The organism is Kitasatospora setae KM-6054 (assembly GCF_000269985.1).
GTDB classification, from domain to species: domain Bacteria; phylum Actinomycetota; class Actinomycetes; order Streptomycetales; family Streptomycetaceae; genus Kitasatospora; species Kitasatospora setae.
In genome coordinates this window covers 8,457,572-8,474,460 of record NC_016109.1, presented here as the reverse complement: position 1 = coordinate 8,474,460, position 16,889 = coordinate 8,457,572, and the positions used below count along the sequence as shown (strand labels likewise).

Here is a 16,889-nt window from a genome sequence, read left to right as displayed (position 1 = left end):
CCGCGGCACCGCCCGTTACCCAATCTTGACCGGCGTCGGACCCCACTCGAGCGGCACCGGACGCCCTTTCCGCAGGTCGGGGCCCCGACGCGCCCCGGAGCCCCGGTTCCCGACCGATTGTGAGCGCTAACAGGAACAGCGGGTACGATTCCCGGACCACCGGCGCGCGACGCCACCACCGCTCCCCCCGCACCGCACGGGGCGGACCGGCCGCGCCCGGAACGCCTTCGCGGTCGGTGAGGAGTGGGAGACGGTGGAGACCGAAACGGCCGGCCCGGAGACGCGGCAGCCCGTCATGGCGGACGTCGCGAAACTCGCCGGGGTGTCGCACCAGACGGTGTCCCGGGTCCTCAACGGCGCCCCGCACGTCCGCCCCGGCACCCGGGAACGGGTGCTCGCGGCCATCCGGGAACTCGACTACCGCCCCAACTCGGCGGCCCGCGCCCTGGTCACCCGCCGCTCGCAGACCCTCGGCGTGGTCAGCTTCGAGTCCACCCTGTACGGGCCCGCCTCGATGCTGGACGGCATCGAGCGCGCCGCCCGCAGCGCCGGGTACTTCGTCAGCGTCGCCAGCCTGCGCTCACTGGACAGCCGCTCCGTCCAGGAGGCGGTCGACCGGCTCCGCGACCAGGGCGTCGAGGGGGTCGTGGTGATCGCCCCGCAGACCTCGGCCGTCAGCGCCGTCGCCAAACTCTCCAGCTCGGTGCCGGTGGTCGCGGTCGGCTCCGGCGCCCGCTCCAGCATCCCGACCGTCACCGTCGACAACCGCTCCGGCGCGGAGGCCGCCACCCGGCACCTGCTCGACCTCGGCCACCGCACCGTCCACCACCTGGCCGGCCCGGCCGGCTGGCTGGAGAGCCAGGACCGCCAGGAGGGCTGGCGGCTGGCCCTGGAGACGGCCGGCCTGCGGCCCCCCGCCCCGGCGCTCGGCGACTGGAGCGCCCGGTCCGGCTACGAGGCCGGGCAGCGGATCGCCCGGCTGGCCGACGTCACCGCCGTCTTCTGCGCCAACGACCACATGGCCCTCGGACTGCTGCGCGCCCTGCACGAGGCCGGCCGGCCGGTGCCCGGCGACCTCAGCGTGGTCGGCTTCGACGACATCCCCGAGGCCGCCTACTTCATCCCGCCGCTCAGCACCGTCCGCCAGGACTTCGGCGAACTAGGCCGCCGCGCCCTGGAGTTGCTGGTCGCCGAACTCGGCGGCAGCGCGCACCCGCTCACCCGCGTCCAGATCGCCCCCGAACTGGTGCTGCGCCGCAGCACGGGACCGGCCCACCGCGGCTGACCCCCGGCGGACCCTGCGGGAGTGACGCGGCGCGGGGATCCGGCGCGGTCGGCGGCACGACGCGTACCCGCACCCCCCGGGGGGGGTGCGGGTGGCGGCGGTGCGGCCGCGGCGGACGGAGAGTCCGGCGCGGTGGGCCGGTCGCGTGGGGCGGGGTCAGGCGCGGATCTGCTTGCGGGCCCCGCTGCGACCGACGGCCACCTTGCGGGGCTTGGCCTTCTCCGCGACCGGGATGCGGAGCGTCAGCACGCCCTGGTCGTAGTCCGCGGTGATGCCCTCGGGATCGAGGGTGTCGGAGAGCATCACCTGGCGCGAGAAGACGCCGAGGGGGCGCTCCACGAGCTCCCACTTGACGTCCTCGGCCTGCGGGTGGGGGCGGCGCTCGGCCTTGACGGTCAGCATGTTCCGTTCGACGTCGACGTCGATCGCGTCCGGGTCGACTCCCGGCAGGTCGAAGTGGATCACGTACTCGTCGCCGGCCCGGTAGGCGTCCAGGGGCATCGGGGCCGGACGCGACCAGGTGCCGTTCGCACCCGTGAACTGCTGGGTGAGACGGTCGAGTTCGCGGAACGGGTCGGTGCGCAGCAGCATCGCGAAACACCTCCTGTGGGATCAAAGGGTGCCGGTGCACATCACCTGTGACCGTTGTAGCACGTCGTCCACTCGATGACAAAGGTGCGACGTCATTGTTAGGATGACGCCATGAGCGAGAAGCCGACGCCACCCCACACCCCCTTCGGCGGGGCCGGCCGACCGGTCTCGCCGGTCGCCGCCGTCGCGGCCCTGGCCGCCATCGAGGAGGCCGTCCACCGCGCCGGTGCACCCGGGTCCCCGGCCCAGCCCGAGCAGCGCGAGCAGCCGGGCGATCCGGCAGCGGCCCTGGACGCCCTGCTGCTGCTGCGCGAACTGCGGGCCCGGCTCGCGGGCTGGGAGGCCGGGCTGGTGGAGAGCGCCCGCGCGGACGGCGCCACCTGGGCCGACCTCGCCCACCCGATGGGGGTGGGCAGTCGCCAGGCCGCCGAGAACCGCTACCTGCGGCTGCGCCGCGCCGGGGAGGGAGCGGCGGGGACGGGCGCTGCGGGAACGGGCGCTCCGGGAACGGGCGCGGAGCGCGTCAAGGCGGTGCGCGACCACCGGGCCGCCGACCGGGCCGTCTCCGCCTGGGCCCGCGAGCACGCCGCCGAGCTGCGCGTCCTGGCCGCCCGACTCGGGGCGGCCGGGCTCGGCCCGGACGCGCGCCCGGCCCAGGAGACCCTCGCGGCCGCCCTCGGGACGGCCGACGCGGCCGACCTCCTCGCTCCGCTCACCGAGCTGCGCCCCCACCTGGGCAGCGGACAGGCCGAGTTGGCCGCCCGCCTGGACGCCCTCGCCGACCGCACCGGCGACCTCCGCGCCGCCAGCAACCGGCGCCGCGCCTGAGCGCCCGCACCCCCTAACGCCCCGAGCGCCCCGAGCGCCCCGAACATCCGAGCGCCCGTCCGCCCGCCGACCGGTGGGGCGACGGGTGGACGGGCGGGCGGGGCCGGGTCAGCGGCGGATGCCGGACAGCGCGGAGGGCTTCCAGTCGACGAAGGCGGCGCCGCCCAGGCCGAGCGCGGTGGCGCGGGCCTGGAGGGACTCGGGGGTGGCGGCGTTGCTCCAGGAGCCGGTGGTCAGGCGCTGCTCCAGGGCGTGCAGGCCGGCCACGATCTCGGCGGTGGTGAAGTTGCAGTGCCCCTGCCGGGCGACGAACGCCTGCCGCAGCAGGCTGTTGTCGCCCGCGGCCCGGATCCGGGCGGCGTAGGCGTTCTCCTGCTCGACCGGGACGAGCTGGTCGGAGGTGGTGTGCAGGGAGAGCATCGGGACGCCGAGCGAGGCGACGGTGGAGCTGGCGGTCAGGTTGGCCCGGGCGGTGGCGGAGCCGGTGATGTCGGCGTGCGCGGTGAGCGCGGCGGTGTCGGCCTTCGGGTCGAGGCCGGCCGCGGCGTACAGGGCGCGGACCTCGTCGGCGTGCCAGGACCTGCCGAGCAGGTCGGTGTAGTCGACGCCCTCGGTGGAGGAGGGGTTGCCGCCAGCGGACCGCTCGACGGCGTAGCGGCCGGGGACGATGAAGGACAGCAGTCCCTGCCGGAGCCACTGGTACTGCTGGTGCTCCTGCTCGGCGTGGTCGGTGGGGGCGGGCGGGGCCTGGCCTGGGGCCCAGGCCGACTGGTTGAGGTAGGCGGCGGCGAGGGCGATCCTGGCCCGTCCGGCCGGGGTCTGCTGGGCGGCGGCGACGGCGGCGGTGAGCCGGTCGGCCAGTGCGGAGGCGGCGGCCTGGCTGGGCAGGTCGACCAGCAGCGGCAGGTCGGCGCGGTCGAAGAACCAGGCCAGCGCGTACTCGGCGTCGAGCTGGTAGTCCTCCAGGTCGACGCCGCCGGCGACGAGTCCGCACAGGTTCAGCGCGCCGTCGATCCGGCCGGCGCCGTCGCGGGCGATCTGGGCGTTGACCAGGCCGCCCATCGAGAGCCCGACCGAGACGACGTGCGCCGGCCGGCCCGCGGTGTCGCCGAACGCGGTGACGGTGGCGAACTGGTCGCGTTCGGCGGAGTTCAGCGCCCAGGCCGAGCCGTTCGGGTCGTAGGAGGAGCCGGCCAGCGCGTAGCCCTCGGCGAGCAGCCGGTCCCGGACGGCGTCGGAGGGGGCGTCGGCGGCGGTGAGCGGGCCGAAGCCGTGGCTGAACAGCAGCAGGACGCCGTTCCACTGCGCGGGCTTGTCGGCGATCCAGGTCGCACCGTCCGCCAGGGTGCCGCTGTAGTGGGTGGACGCGGTGGCGGCGGCCGCCGGGGCGGTGGCGGCGAACGGGACGAACGGGACGAACGGGTGGGTCGGCTCATGGCGGGGGCTCCAACAGGGTGGGGTCGGGTCGGCGGTCAGTGGACGGGGACCGGCTCCCCGTCCGCGGCGCGGCCGCGCAGGGCCAGCAGCGCGAGGAGGGCGGAGAAGAGCGCGGCGCAGCCGCAGACCACGAAGCCGACCGAGTAGCCGGCCCCGAGCGCGCTCTCGGCGAGCGGGTGCAGGGCGGCGAGCTTGGGCGCTTTCGAGGCGCCGTTGACGGCGAGCGGGCCGCCCTCTTCCAGGATCGCGGCGCCCGCGCCCTTGAGCGGGGCGGGCAGGTCGGAGGCGCCGAGGGCGGTGGTGAAGTGGTCGCCGGCCCGGCTGAGGGCGATCGCGCCGATCACGGCGGGACCCAGGGTGAAGCCGAAGTCGCGCAGCAGGTTGGTGGTGGCGCTGGCCATGCCGGCCAGGTGCGGGGGCACGGTGGTGACGGCGGTGGCGGTGACGGAGGAGACGGTGACGGCGAAGCCGAGGCCGACCAGGGCGAGCGGGGCGATCAGCGGGGCGAAGGAGTGGTCGTGGACCGGCAGGGCGGCCGCCCAGTAGTTGCCGGCCGCGATCAGCAGCAGGCCGGAGCCGAGCAGCAGGCGCGGGGCCACCGTGTTCAGCAGCCGGCGGGTGACCGGCAGCATGGCCAGGGCGATGCCGTTGAGCAGCAGGAAGGCCGTGGCGGTGCGCATGGGGGGCAGTTCCTGGACGGGGCCGAGCCGGATGCTGACCGAGTAGGCGGTGCCGAGGAAGCTGAACATGCCGACCACGGCGATGACGGAGGCGACCGCGAAGGAGCGGTTGCGGAACAGGTCGAGGCGCAGCAGCGGGGAGGCGGAGCGCAGTTCGGCGACGACGAAGCCGGCCAGGCCGAGGACGGCGAGGGCGAAGGCGGCGAGCACGGGGGTGGAGGTCCAGCCGTCCTCGGGGCCCTGGACGATCGCGTAGAGCAGGGCGAACAGGCCGACGCCGATGGTGAGTTGGCCGGGCAGGTCGAGCGAGCGGCCTTCGGGGGCGCGGGACTCGTCGGCGAGGAAGGCACTGGTCAGGGCGCTGGCCGTGCCGATCAGGGTGACGATCACGAAGGCCCAGCGCCAGGAACCGTGGGTGGCGGTGACGCCGCCGATCAGCGGGGCGACGAAGCCGCCGGTGGAGAGCAGGGCGGCCCACAGCGCGACGACCCGGGCCCGTTCGGCGGTGGAGGCGGCGCCGGCGGCGAGGATCGCCAGCGAGGTCGGGAAGAGCGCGGCGGCGCCCAGGCCGGCCAGGGCCTGGCCGGCCCAGAGCTGGTGGATGCCGGAGGCGGTGGCGCTGACGATCTCGCCGACGGCCAGCAGGGCGGCTCCGCCGACCAGCAGCCGCTTGCGGCCCAGCAGGTCGCCGAGCAGGCCGAAGGTCAGCTCCAGCACCGCGACCGGCAGCAGGAAGGCGTCCGAGATCCAGGTCAACTGCGAGCCGACGGGGTGCAGTTGGCTCTGGAAGAGGCCGTTGAGGGTGGCCGGGATGGCCAGGCCGATCTGGGCCGTGCAGACGGCGAGCAGGCCGGCGATCAGGGTGCCGCGCCGGAGGACCGGCCTGCCCTGGGCGGCGGGCGCGGACGGGCGGGTGGTGGTGGACATGGGGGCTTCTCCTGGGGGGGAGGGGGACGAGCGGGGGCCGGCGCCGGAGGCGGGGGCGGAGTTCGGGCGTTCGCACGGAAGGGGCGGCCCGGGGGCGGCGCGGGGGCGGCGCGGGCGTACCGGCCGTGCGGCGAATCTAGGGCTGCTCTTTGTCGGCCGTCAATAATATGCACGGCATTGGTCGCGATCGGCCGCCCGACCGCCGGAACGGCGCGAGCCGCCACCCCGGCGAGGGGGTGGCGGCTCGCGCCGTTCCGGGCGTGGAAGCAGTACCCGGGCGTGGAAGCGGCACCCGGGCGCGGAAGCCGCGCTCAGGCGTAGAAGCGGTAGACGGCCTGGGCCACGGCCGCGGGCTTGGCCCCGCCGTCGATCTCGACGGTCAGGTCGACGGTCACCTCGGCGCCGCCCTTCACCTCCGCGACCGAGGCGATCGCCCCGTGGACGCGGATCTTGGACCCGACCGTGACCGGGGAGGGGAAGCGGACCTTGTTCAGGCCGTAGTTGACCTTGGTGGTGACGCCCTCGACCTCCAGCAGTTCGCTCCACAGCGGGATCAGCAGCGAGAGCGTCAGGTAGCCGTGGGCGATCGGGGTGCCGAACGGGCCGGCGGCGGCGCGTTCGGGGTCGGTGTGGATCCACTGGTGGTCGCCGGTGGCGTCGGCGAAGGTGTTCACCCGGTCCTGGGCGATCCCCAGCCACTGGCTGTGGCCGAGGTCGGTGCCGCCGAGGGCGAGCAGGTCGGTGAGGCCGTGGACGGTGCGGGGCACGTGGGGGTCCTTCCGGACGGGCGCGCGGGGGCGCGGGGAGGGGGCTGGTCAGGCGTGCCCGTGGGCGGTGCGGAGCGGCCCCTTGAGGAGCTTGCCCGCGCCGCTGCGGGGCAGCGCGTCGGTGAAGCGGACGGATTTGGGGATCTTGTAGCGGGCCAGTCGGCCGTCCAGGTGGGCGAGGACCTCCTCGGCACTCGCGGCGGCGCCGGGTTCCAGCACCACGACGGCGCGGCCCACTTCGCCCCACTTCTCGTCGGGGACGCCGAACACGGCGCACTCGGCGACGGCGGGGTGTTCGAGCAGGGCGTCCTCCACCTCGGCGGGGTAGATGTTCTCCCCGCCGGAGATGATCATGTCCTTGAGGCGGTCGACCAGCCGGACGTAGCCGTCCTCGTCCCGGACGGCCACGTCGCCGGAGCGGAACCACCGGCCGTCGTGGTAGGAGTCCGCGGTCTCCGCGGGCAGTCCCCAGTAGCCGGGGGTGACGTTGGGCCCGCTGACCACCACCTCGCCGGGTTCGCCCGGGCCGACCTCCCGGCCCGCCGGGTCGAGCAGGCGGACGTCGGTGAAGAAGTGCGGCACGCCGGCGGTGCCGGCCCGCTCCAGGGCGTCCGCCCGGTCGAGCAGCAGCACGCCGGGCGCCGCCTCGGTCATGCCGTAGCCCTGGACGAAGGCCAGGCCGCGGTCGAGGTAGGCGCGGATGGTGCGGGCGGGCACCGGCGCGCCGCCGCACATCAGGGTGCGCAGGCTGCCGAGGTCGGCCGCGGCCCAGCCGGGTGCCCGGGTCATCTCGTCGTACATCGCCGGGACGCCGAACAGGCAGGTGATCCCGAGCTCCCGGACCAGCGCGAGGGTGCGCTCGGCGTCGAAGGCGGACTCCAGGACGGCGGTGCCGCCCTTGAGCAGGGTCGGCAGGCAGGTCATGTTGAGCGCGGCGGTGTGGAACAGCGGCGCGCTGACCAGGGTGACCTCGTCGCCGGCGAGGTCGGTGTCGACCACCACGTTGAGGCTGTTCCAGACGATGTTGCCGTGGGTGAGCAGGGTGCCCTTGGGGCGGCCGGTGGTCCCCGAGGTGTACATGATCATGCACAGGTCGTCGTGGGCCACCGGCAGGTCCGGCGGTTCCCCGGCGGCGTCCGCGAGCAGGGCCTCGTACCGCGCGCCCTCGGTCTCCCACACCGCGGTGTCCGCGGCCAGTTCCGCCAGCAGGCCGGCGTCCTGGCGGACCGCCAGCAGCAGGGAGCTGCCGCTGTCGCGGAGCTGGTAGCGCAGTTCCGGCGGGGCCAGCCGGGTGTTGAGCGGGACGAACACGGCGCCCAGCCGCCCGGCGGCGAACAGGGCTTCGAGGAAGGCGGGGTGGTTGGGGCCGAGGAAGGCGACCCGGTCGCCGCGGCGCACCCCCCGCAGGTGCAGCAGCCGGGCCAGCCGGCCGGACCTGCGGTGCAGCTCGGCGTAGCTGGTGCGCCGCCCCTCGTGGACCAGGGCGGTGCGGTGCGGTGTCTTGCGGGCCCGCCGGGCGGGCCAGGAGCCGATGCCGTCGTCGTACAACGCGGGAGACCTCCGTCTGCGTCACTGCTGCCGGTCGAGGCCGAGCAGGCGGGCGGCGTTCTGCTTGAGGATCTTCGGCCGCACCTCGTCCTTGATCGGCAGCTGCGCGAAGTCGGCGAGCCAGCGGTCCGGACTGATGAGCGGGTAGTCGGAGCCGAACAGCACCTTGTCCTGGAGCAGGCTGTTGGCGTACTTCACCAGCTGCGGCGGGAAGTACTTCGGCGACCAGCCGGACAGGTCGATGTACACCTGCGGCTTGTGGGTGGCCACCGCCAGCGCCTCGTCCTGCCAGGGGAAGGACGGGTGGGCCAGGACGATCGGCATCCCGGGGAAGTCCGCCGCGACGTCGTCCACCAGCATCGGGTTCGAGTACTTCAGCCGGATGCCCCCGCCGCCGGGCGCGCCGGCGCCGATGCCGGTCTGCCCGGTGTGGAAGACCGCGATCGCGCCGGCCTCCTCGATCGCCTCGTACAGCGGGTAGGCGAGCCGGTCGTTCGGGAAGAACGCCTGCACGTTGGGGTGGAACTTGAAGCCGCGGACGCCGAACTCCTCCACCAGGCGGCGCACCTGGCGCACCCCGGCGCGGCCCTTGTACGGGTCGATGCTGGCGAACGGGATGATCACGTCGGGGTCGCGGCGGGCGGCCTCGGCGACCTCCTCGTTGGGGACGGCCGGGGTGCCGGTGGCGGCCTCCGCGTCGACCGTGAAGACCACGCAGGCCATCCTCCGCTCGCGGTAGTGGGCGGCGATCTCCGGCAGGGTCGGGCGGCGGTGCCCGGCGTGGAAGTAGGCGCCGGCCGCGGCGTCGAGCTCCGCGGAGAGCGAGCCGTGCCCGCTCGCGGAGACCTCGGCGTGGGTGTGGACGTCGATCGCGACCAGGTCGTCGAGCGACGGGCGGGGCTGCTGGGGGCTCATCGGGCGGCCGCCGCTCAGATCCGCGGGGCGGGGATGCCGTAGGTCTCGGGCACCCGTCCGACCGTCACCGGCCAGGCCGCGGCGATCGCGTCGGCGCTCCAGCCGCCGTCCGCGTAGGCGACCGACACCTCCTGCGGGTGCGACCACAGGGCGAGCTTGTCGCCGCCGATGCCGACGCACTGGCCGGTGACGGCCGCGGCGGCGTCGGAGGCCAGGTAGACGACCAGGGAGGCGACGTCCTCGGGGGTGCCGAAGCCCTCGCCCTTGCGCAGGGCGTCCGGCAGCGGGGTGCCGTGCCGCTCCAGCGCGTCGACGTGCGGGGCGAAGGCGGGGATGGTCCTGGTCATCGCGGTGGCGGCGACCGGGATCACCGCGTTGGCGGTGATGCCCGCCTTGGCCAGCTCCATCGCCCAGGTGCGGACCATGGCGGCGATGCCGGCCTTGGCGGCGGCGTAGTTGGTCTGGCCGAAGTTGCCGCGCTGGCCCGCCGGGGAGCCGGCCACGATGACGCGGCCGCCCCCGCCCTGCTCGCGCATCCGGGCCACGGCGGCGCGCACGCAGGTGAAGGTGCCGCGCAGGTGCACCCGGACGACGGTGTCGAAGTCCTCGTCGGACATCTTCCACAGCACCCGGTCGCGCAGCACGCCCGCGTTGGTGACCATCGCGTCCAGCCGGCCGAAGGCGTCCACCGCCCGCGCGACCAGCGCCTCGGCGGTCTCCGCCGTGCCGACCGCGCCGACCTCGGCGACCGCCCGGCCGCCGGCCGCCCCGATCTCCTCCACCGCGCCGGCGGCCGCCTCCGCGTCCAGGTCGTTGACCACGACCGCCGCGCCGGCGGCGGCGAGCGCCTTGGCGTAGGCGAGTCCGAGGCCGCGTCCGCCGCCGGTGACCACGGCGACCTTGCCGTTCAGATCCATGGTGCTTCTCCTTCGAGGGGTGGAACCGGCCTCAACCTAGGCAGGTTCGTGATGGCCGTCAAGATGTTGCCCGATATTGCGGTCCCCGCCCCGGCCGCCCCGGCCGGGGTCCTAGGCTGGGCCCGTGATCGATCTCGACCCCGCCCCGCGCCCCCAGTCCCTGACGCTCACCTTCTTCGGCATCCACGTCCTGGGCCGGGACGTGGCGCTCTCCTCCGGCTGCGTCATCGAGATCTTCGAGCGGGTCGGCGTCACCGAGGAGGCGGTCCGCTCCACGCTGACCCGGATGGTCAACCGCGGCCTGCTCGACCGGCACCGGCAGGGGCGCCGGATGTACTTCGGACTGACCCCCCGGGCCGTGGCCGTCCTGCGCGACGGGCACGACCGGGTCTGGAGCACCGGCGCGGTCAACCGGCACTGGCGGGGGCAGTGGACGCTGGTCGGGTTCTCGCTGCCGGAGGCGTGGCGCCGCCAGCGGCACGACCTGCGCTCCCGGCTGACCTGGGGCGGCTTCGGGCCGCTGCAGAACGGCCTGTGGGTAGCCCCGGGCGAGGCGGACGTGGCCGCGCTGCTCGGCGACCTCGGCCTGGACGCCCACCTGCGGGTCTTCCGCGGCACGGTGCTCGAACCGACCGAGGTCGCCCAGGTGGTGGAGACCGCCTTCGACACCGGGGCCATCGCCGCCGGCTACCGGGCGTTCCTGGAGCGCTGGAGCGGCCCCGCCGACCGGCCCGACGACCCGCTGCGGCGCCAACTGCTGCTGCACACCGACTGGCTGGAACTCGTCCGGCGCGACCCGCACCTGCCCGCCGAGCACCTCCCGGCCGACTGGCCGGCCATCCCGGCCGAGGAGCTGTTCCGCGCCATCGCCCGGGAGGTCGCCGCGGCGGCCGGCCGGGAGGCCGCCCGGCTGATGGAGACCGTCCCCACCGGCTGAGCGCGCCCCGGCCCGGCGGCCGGGGGCACCGCTCCGGCGGCCGGGGGCCTCACAGGTCGAGGACGAGCCGCTCCCCCAGGCAGCGCGAGACGCAGACCATCATGCTGGCGGACTCCGCCCGCTCCGCCTCGGTGAGCAGCGCGTCCCGGTGGTCGGGGCGGCCGTCCAGGACGTCGGTCTCGCACGTCCCGCAGGTGCCCCGCTCGCAGGAGTAGAGCACCTCGACGCCCGCCGCGCGGACGGTGTCGAGCACCGAGGCGTCCGCCGGGACGGTCAGGGTGCGCCCGGAGCGGGCCAGCAGCACGGTGAAGGCCCGGTCCGGCCCGGCCCCGGCCGGCTCGCGCGGCTGGAACCGCTCGACCCGGGCGGGCCGCCGGCCGGTGCGCTCGCGGTGCCGTTCGACGGCCGCCAGCAGCGGGCGGGGGCCGCAGCAGTAGACCTCGGCGGCCTCGTCCAGCGCGTCGAGGTGGGCGGCCAGGTCGGGGCGGCCCGTCTCGTCCCGGGGGTGGAGCAGGACGCGCGGCCCGTAGCGGTCGGCGAGCTGCCCGGCGAAGGCCATCGCGGCGCGGGCGCGGCCGGTGTAGAGCAGGCGCCAGTCGGCGCCGGCCGCCTCGGCGGCGGCGAGCATCGGCACCAGCGGGGTGATCCCGATGCCGCCCGCGACGAACAGGTAGCGCGGGGCGGGCCGCAGCGCGAAGTGGTTGCGCGGCCCGCGCGCCCGGACGGCCGCGCCCGGGTGCAGCGTGTCGTGGACGCGGACCGAGCCGCCGCGCCCGCCGGCCTCGCGCAGCACGGCGACCGTCCAGGCGGCGGTCTCGGCCGGGTCGCCGCACAGCGAGTACTGGCGTTCCAGCCCGTCGCCGAGCAGCAGGTCGAGGTGGGCGCCGGGGGTCCAGCCGGGCAGCGGGCCGCCGTCGGGGCGGGCCAGGGTGAGCGAGACGACGCCCTCGGCCTCGGTCCGGCGGCCGGTGACGACCAGTGCCAGGGTCGGTTCGGGCGCGGTCACGGCCGTGCTCCTTCCGGCGGCGGGGCGGCGTGCCGGGGGTGGTCGAGCACGTCGCCGCCGGGCAGCCAGTCGACGCGGTACACCCGGCGCCCGGGGGCGCAGCTCACGCGTCGGCCCGGTCGGCGCCGGCGGCGGCCAGCGCGGCGAGGATCCGGCGGGCGGCCAGCGCGCCGGTGTCGATGTTGATGCTGAGCTCCTGGTAGGGGCCGGGCTCGGTGTCCAGGGCGCGCTGGAGCAGGTCGAGGGCGTCGACGTCCTGCATCACCACGGTGTGGTTGAAGTCCCGCAGGAACGCGGTGACCTGCTCGTCGCCGACCGCGAAGTCCCGCGAGACGGCCCAGAAGTCGTAGACCCGGCCGGGCGCCGACGGGGTGATCGCGTAGGTGATCTCGGTGCGGAAGACCGGCCCGGGCTGCCCGACCGGGGTGATCCGGCTGTGCAGCAGGTACAGGCAGGGGGCGAAGTACTCGATGTCCTGGAGCCGGCTGATCCGGCCCTCGATGCCGGTGGAACGGGCGTAGAACGGCGGGCACTCGGCGTCCGCCATGTGCCGGGAGACCCGGACCACGCCCGCCTCCTCGTCCACCTCGGTGGTGATCGGGGTGGCCGCCACCTCGGGGGTGCCGATGTAGCCGCCGTGCAGGTACGTCTCGTGCGAGAGGTCGAGCAGGTTGTCCACCAGCAGGCCGTAGTCGGCGTCGATCGGCTCCATGCCGCGCACGGTGGTCATCGCCGGGTCGGCCAGGTGCGGGGCGCGCGGGACGCGGGAGGCGTCGGCGGCGGCCGGGTCGCCGATCCAGATCCACACCAGCGAGTCCTGCTCGACGACGGGGTACGCGGCGACCCGCGCGGTGCGCGGCACCCGGGTCTGGCCGGGGACGGAGACGCAGGCGCCGGTCCGGTCGTAGGTGAAGCCGTGGTAGCCGCAGATGATCGCGTCGCCCTCGCGGCGGCTCTCGGAGAGCGGGAAGCGGCGGTGCACGCAGCGGTCCGCCAGCGCGATCGCCCGGCCGTCCTCCGCCGAGCGGTAGAGCACCACGGGCTCGCCGAGGACCGTGCGGCCGAGCAGGTCGTCGCCGACCTCGGCCGCGTACGCGGCGACGTACCACTGGTTGCGGGCGAACTGGGTCATGGGGGCCGTCCCTGGAGTGGGTGGGGGTTCAGCGGGGATGCGAGGAGGCTCCCAGCGCCCTCCGGGGGCCGACAACGGGACTTCCGTCAGGCGAAAGGCGCCGCCCGGCCCGCCGCGCCCGGCCCTGTCGCACCCGCGCTCGCGCCCGCCGCCGCACCCGTCACACCCGCGCTCGCACCCGTCGCACCCGCGCCAACGCCCGCCGCACCCGCGCCAACGCCCGCCGCCCGGCCCGTCGCCAGCGCCCGGGAGATGCCGCGCGCCGCGAGCCGCACGGCCGGGGCGAGCGCGGCGGCGCTGCCCGGCGCGCGCACCACCACGGAGACCGCCGCGACCACCGCACCGTCGCCGCCCCGGACCGGGGCGGCGACCGACAGCGCGTCCTCGGTGACCTGGCGGTCGCTGACCGCCAGCCCGGTGGTGCGCACCTCGGCCAGCATCCGCCGCAGCCGGTCCGGGTCGGTCACCGTCCAGGGGGTGAAGGCGGCCAGTCCGGCGGCCAGGTACGCCTCCTGGAAGGCGGCCGGGGCGTGCGCGAGCAGCGCCAGGCCGACACCGGTCGCGTGCAGCGGCCAGTGCGCGCCGAGCCGGGTGCGGACCCCGACCGAGGAGCGGCCGGCCAGCCGTTCCACGTAGACCGCGTCACCGGCCTCCCGGACCGCGAGCTGCACGTTCTCCCGGGTCGCCTCGTACAGGTCCTCCAGGAACGGCAGGGCCGCCTCGCGCAGCACCGGCCCGCGCGGGGCGAGCGTGCCGAGCTCGAACAGGCGCAGCCCGACGTGGTAGACGCCGTCGGCGTCGCGCTCCAGCGCGCCCCAGGCGGTGAGTTCGGACAGCAGCCGGTGCGCGGTGGGCAGCGAGAGTCCGGCGCGGCGGCTGATCTCGGTCAGGGTGAGGGCGGGGGCCGCCCGGTCGAAGGCGGCCAGCACGGACAGCAGCCGCCCGGCGGCGTTGGTGGCCGGGGTGGTCGGGAGGGTCATGGGCGCGACGGTAGGGCATCGGGCGGCTCCCGGCCAGGGGCGGGCGGCGGGCCTGCGGCGCCGGGCGTGACCAGCGCGGATCGGTCCGCTGCCCGGCCGGGCGGCGCCACGGGGGCGCCCTTCGGTCCGACGGGCCGTCAACTCGTGCGCGTTTACCGCCTCTTGACGCGCCCGCCGCGCTGCTGGCTTCATTGGGGCGGATGGGAGCGCTCCCACGTCTGCGAGCGCCCACCCCACGCATCCCCTCCCCCACACAGGAAGGCTCCCACCCGTGCCTCCGATCCCCTCCGGCCGCGGGCTGCCCCGGCGCGCGGCCGCCGTGCTGACCGGCCTGGCCCTGGCCGCCGGCGGCCTCACCGCCACCGCCGGCGCCACCGCGCTCGCCCCCGCGCTCGCCCCCGCCGCCGCCACCGTCGGCGCGCCCGCCGACTTCCCGGTCCGGGTCAACCAGCTCGGCTACCTGCCGGACGGCCCCAAGCGGGCCACCGTGGTCAGCGCGGCGACCGCCCCGCTCGGCTGGCAGCTGCGCGACTCGGCCGGCGCCCAGGTCGCGTCCGGCAGCACCACCGTGCACGGCGCCGACCAGGCGTCCGGCCAGTCCACCCACCTGGTGGACTTCGGCGCCTACACCGGCACCGGCACCGGCTTCACGCTGGTCGTCGGCGGCCTGGCCAGCCACCCGTTCGCCATCTCGGCCGCGCTGTACGACGGGCTGCGCGCGGACAGCCTGAACTTCTTCTACCAGCAGCGCAGCGGCATCGCGATCGACGCCGCCCTCGCGGGCGGCAGCGCGTACGCCCGCCCCGCCGGGCACCTGGGGGTGGCGCCGAACAAGGGCGACACCAGCGTGCCGTGCCAGGCCGGGGTGTGCGACTACCGGCTGGACGTGCGCGGCGGCTGGTACGACGCGGGCGACCAGGGCAAGTACGTGGTCAACGGCGGCATCGCGACCTGGGAGCTGGTCGGCTCCTTCGAGCGGGCCCGCCGCGCGGGCGGCGACGCGGCCCTCGGCGACGCGACGCTGCGGGTGCCCGAGCGCGGCAACGGCGTGCCGGACGTGCTGGACGAGGCCCGCTGGGAGCTGGAGTTCCTGCTCCGGATGCAGGTCCCGGACGGCAAGCCGCTGGCCGGGACGGCCTTCCACAAGATCCACGACGCGCAGTGGACCGGCCTGCCGACCCGCCCCGAACTCGACGACCAGCAGCGCGAGTTGCACAGACCGTCGACCGCCGCCACGCTCAACCTGGCCGCCACCGCCGCCCAGTGCGCCCGGGTCTACGCGCCGTACGACGCCGCCTTCGCCGCCCGCTGCCTGGACGCGGCCCGCCGCGCCTGGAGCGCCGCCAAGGCCAACCCGAACCTGCTCGCCCCGGCCACCGACAGCACCGGCGGCGGCGCCTACGAGGACGCCGACGTCTCCGACGAGTTCTACTGGGCGGCGGCCGAACTCCTCGCCACCACCGGCGAGGCGCAGTACCGGGACGCCGTCACCTCCTCCCCGCTGCACGCCAGGCCGGCGGACGCCTTCTGGTGGGGCGGCACCGCGACGCTCGGCCGGATCACCCTGGCCACCGTGCCCGGCGTGGCACTGCCCGCCGACGACCTGGCCCGGCTGCGCGGCCTGCTGACCACGGCCGCCGACGGCTACCTGTCCACCATGGGCGGCCAGGGCTACGCGGTGCCGCTCGCCCCCGACGGCTACGTGTGGGGCTCCAACAGCGCGGTCGCCAACAACGCGATGGTGCTGGCTGTCGCCTACGAGCTGACCGGTCAACAGCGCTACCGCAGCGGGGCGTTGGAGACCATGGACTACCTGCTGGGCCGCAACGCGCTGGACCGCTCCTACGTGAGCGGCTACGGCGCGCGCGCCGCGGAGAACGAGCACCACCGCTTCTGGGCGCACCAGAACGACGCCTCGCTGCCGCACCCGCCGGCCGGCTCGTTCGCGGGCGGCCCGAACTCCGGCCTGCAGGACCCGGTCGCCGAGGCCCAACTGGCGGGCTGCGCCCCGGCGGCCTGCTACGTCGACGACATCGGCTCGTACTCGACCAACGAGGTGGCGGTCAACTGGAACGCCTCGCTGGCCTGGCTGGCCGCGTTCGCCGCCGAGCGGCGCCCGGCCCCGGCGGTGCCCGCCGTGCAGGTCACGCCCGCGGCGGTGACCGTCCCCGAGGGCGGTTCGGCGTCGGTCGCGGTGAAGCTCTCGGCCGCGCCCGCCCAGAACGTGACGGTGACGGTCACCCGCACCTCGGGCGACACCGACCTGGCGGCCGCCACCTCCTCGCTGCTCTTCACCCCCGCCGACTGGGCCGCCGCGCAGCAGGTTTCGCTGACGGCGGCACAGGACGCGGACACCCTGGCGGGCAGCGCGCTGTTCACCGTCTCCGGCCCGGGCGTCCAGTCGGCGACCTTCACGGCCACCGAGGCGGACGACGACACCGCGCCGCCCGCGGCGAGCTGCGCGGTGGCCTACACGGTGGACAGCTCCTGGGGCAACGGGTTCACCGCGACGGTGACGGCGCGGAACACCGGCGCCTCGACCCTGGCCGGCTGGACGCTCGGCTGGAGCTTCGCCGGTGACCAGCGGATCACCAACGCCTGGAACGCGACCGCCTCCCAGAGCGGCGCCGCGGTGACCGCGCGGGACGCGGGGTGGAACGGCACCCTGGCGCCCGGCGCGAGCGCGAGCTTCGGCTTCCAGGCGACGTACTCCGGCGGCAACGCGACACCGGCCCGGTTCACCGTGAACGGAGCCGACTGCGCCTGAACCGCGCCCCGCCCGTCTGCCCGCCGCACCGGCCCGGTGCGGCGGGCAGACGGCTTTGCGGCGGCGGGCCGAGGTGGACACTAGGCGGCGTTCCCGGGTGACGTCAATGAAAACTTCCGGTGATCCGCCGGAAACTTCGGCCGACCGCGCAGAGCTGCTGGCCAGGGCCGTT

At 75.8% G+C, this 16,889-nt stretch carries 14 protein-coding genes; 4 read left to right on the top strand and 10 right to left on the bottom strand.

Annotated features, from left to right (window positions below; all coding sequences use genetic code 11):
* Window positions 1–253 precede the first annotated feature (253 nt).
* Entirely contained in the window at window positions 254–1,285 is a 1,032-nt protein-coding gene (locus tag KSE_RS36650) for a LacI family DNA-binding transcriptional regulator (protein ID WP_014140456.1), read from the top strand.
* 156 nt (window positions 1,286–1,441) lie between these two features.
* Here KSE_RS36650 and KSE_RS36645 read toward each other — a convergent pair whose 3' ends face one another.
* On the bottom strand, window positions 1,442–1,876 hold the full coding sequence (locus KSE_RS36645) for an Hsp20/alpha crystallin family protein (RefSeq protein ID WP_014140455.1): 435 nt from the start codon (window positions 1,874–1,876) through the stop codon (window positions 1,442–1,444).
* 111 nt (window positions 1,877–1,987) lie between these two features.
* Between KSE_RS36645 and KSE_RS36640 the strand changes: the two genes are divergently transcribed.
* On the top strand, window positions 1,988–2,704 hold the full coding sequence (locus KSE_RS36640; protein ID WP_014140454.1) for a hypothetical protein: 717 nt from the start codon (window positions 1,988–1,990) through the stop codon (window positions 2,702–2,704).
* A 108-nt stretch (window positions 2,705–2,812) separates the two neighbouring features.
* Here the strand turns inward: KSE_RS36640 and KSE_RS36635 are convergent, their stop codons facing one another.
* The 6 genes from KSE_RS36635 to KSE_RS36610 form a co-directional block, all read right to left on the bottom strand.
* Window positions 2,813–3,766, bottom strand: a complete 954-nt coding sequence (locus KSE_RS36635) for a hypothetical protein (protein ID WP_014140453.1) — start codon at window positions 3,764–3,766, stop codon at window positions 2,813–2,815.
* Between the two features lie 410 nt (window positions 3,767–4,176).
* A complete protein-coding gene (locus KSE_RS36630; RefSeq protein WP_014140452.1) occupies window positions 4,177–5,748 on the bottom strand; it encodes an MFS transporter in 1,572 nt (523 codons plus the stop codon).
* A 311-nt stretch (window positions 5,749–6,059) separates the two neighbouring features.
* On the bottom strand, window positions 6,060–6,515 hold the full coding sequence (locus KSE_RS36625; protein ID WP_014140451.1) for a MaoC family dehydratase: 456 nt from the start codon (window positions 6,513–6,515) through the stop codon (window positions 6,060–6,062).
* A gap of 48 nt (window positions 6,516–6,563) precedes the next feature.
* Window positions 6,564–8,063, bottom strand: coding sequence for an acyl-CoA synthetase (locus tag KSE_RS36620; protein WP_014140450.1), 1,500 nt, complete (start codon window positions 8,061–8,063; stop codon window positions 6,564–6,566).
* Between the two features lie 21 nt (window positions 8,064–8,084).
* Window positions 8,085–8,978, bottom strand: coding sequence for a 4-hydroxyphenyl-beta-ketoacyl-CoA hydrolase (locus KSE_RS36615; RefSeq protein WP_014140449.1), 894 nt, complete (start codon window positions 8,976–8,978; stop codon window positions 8,085–8,087).
* Between the two features lie 14 nt (window positions 8,979–8,992).
* On the bottom strand, window positions 8,993–9,895 hold the full coding sequence (locus KSE_RS36610; RefSeq protein WP_014140448.1) for an SDR family oxidoreductase: 903 nt from the start codon (window positions 9,893–9,895) through the stop codon (window positions 8,993–8,995).
* A 124-nt stretch (window positions 9,896–10,019) separates the two neighbouring features.
* Between KSE_RS36610 and KSE_RS36605 the strand changes: the two genes are divergently transcribed.
* Window positions 10,020–10,832: a PaaX family transcriptional regulator gene (locus tag KSE_RS36605; RefSeq protein WP_014140447.1), complete on the top strand. Its 813-nt coding sequence runs from the start codon at window positions 10,020–10,022 to the stop codon at window positions 10,830–10,832.
* 49 nt (window positions 10,833–10,881) lie between these two features.
* On the opposite strand, the gene KSE_RS36600 is transcribed toward KSE_RS36605, so the two are convergent.
* The 3 genes from KSE_RS36600 to KSE_RS36590 form a co-directional block, all read right to left on the bottom strand.
* Complete coding sequence (locus KSE_RS36600; protein ID WP_014140446.1) at window positions 10,882–11,838, bottom strand: PDR/VanB family oxidoreductase; 957 nt, start codon at window positions 11,836–11,838, stop codon at window positions 10,882–10,884.
* A gap of 103 nt (window positions 11,839–11,941) precedes the next feature.
* Complete coding sequence (locus tag KSE_RS36595) at window positions 11,942–12,970, bottom strand: aromatic ring-hydroxylating dioxygenase subunit alpha (RefSeq protein ID WP_014140445.1); 1,029 nt, start codon at window positions 12,968–12,970, stop codon at window positions 11,942–11,944.
* An 86-nt stretch (window positions 12,971–13,056) separates the two neighbouring features.
* Complete coding sequence (locus tag KSE_RS36590) at window positions 13,057–13,950, bottom strand: IclR family transcriptional regulator (protein ID WP_014140444.1); 894 nt, start codon at window positions 13,948–13,950, stop codon at window positions 13,057–13,059.
* A gap of 271 nt (window positions 13,951–14,221) precedes the next feature.
* Between KSE_RS36590 and KSE_RS36585 the strand changes: the two genes are divergently transcribed.
* Window positions 14,222–16,717, top strand: a complete 2,496-nt coding sequence (locus KSE_RS36585) for a glycoside hydrolase family 9 protein (protein ID WP_014140443.1) — start codon at window positions 14,222–14,224, stop codon at window positions 16,715–16,717.
* Window positions 16,718–16,889: the final 172 nt, after the last annotated feature.

Bases quoted from the DNA above. Each gene is read 5' to 3' on its own strand.
- KSE_RS36630 (WP_014140452.1), bottom strand. From the start codon at position 5,748: ATGTCCACCACCACCCGCCCGTCCGCGCCCGCCGCCCAGGGCAGGCCG.
- KSE_RS36640 (WP_014140454.1), top strand. From the start codon at position 1,988: ATGAGCGAGAAGCCGACGCCACCCCACACCCCCTTCGGCGGGGCCGGC.
- KSE_RS36635 (WP_014140453.1), bottom strand. From the start codon at position 3,766: ATGGGCGGCCTGGTCAACGCCCAGATCGCCCGCGACGGCGCCGGCCGG.
- KSE_RS36595 (WP_014140445.1), bottom strand. From the start codon at position 12,970: ATGACCCAGTTCGCCCGCAACCAGTGGTACGTCGCCGCGTACGCGGCC.
- KSE_RS36615 (WP_014140449.1), bottom strand. From the start codon at position 8,978: ATGAGCCCCCAGCAGCCCCGCCCGTCGCTCGACGACCTGGTCGCGATC.
- KSE_RS36590 (WP_014140444.1), bottom strand. From the start codon at position 13,950: ATGACCCTCCCGACCACCCCGGCCACCAACGCCGCCGGGCGGCTGCTG.
- KSE_RS36610 (WP_014140448.1), bottom strand. From the start codon at position 9,895: ATGGATCTGAACGGCAAGGTCGCCGTGGTCACCGGCGGCGGACGCGGC.
- KSE_RS36645 (WP_014140455.1), bottom strand. From the start codon at position 1,876: ATGCTGCTGCGCACCGACCCGTTCCGCGAACTCGACCGTCTCACCCAG.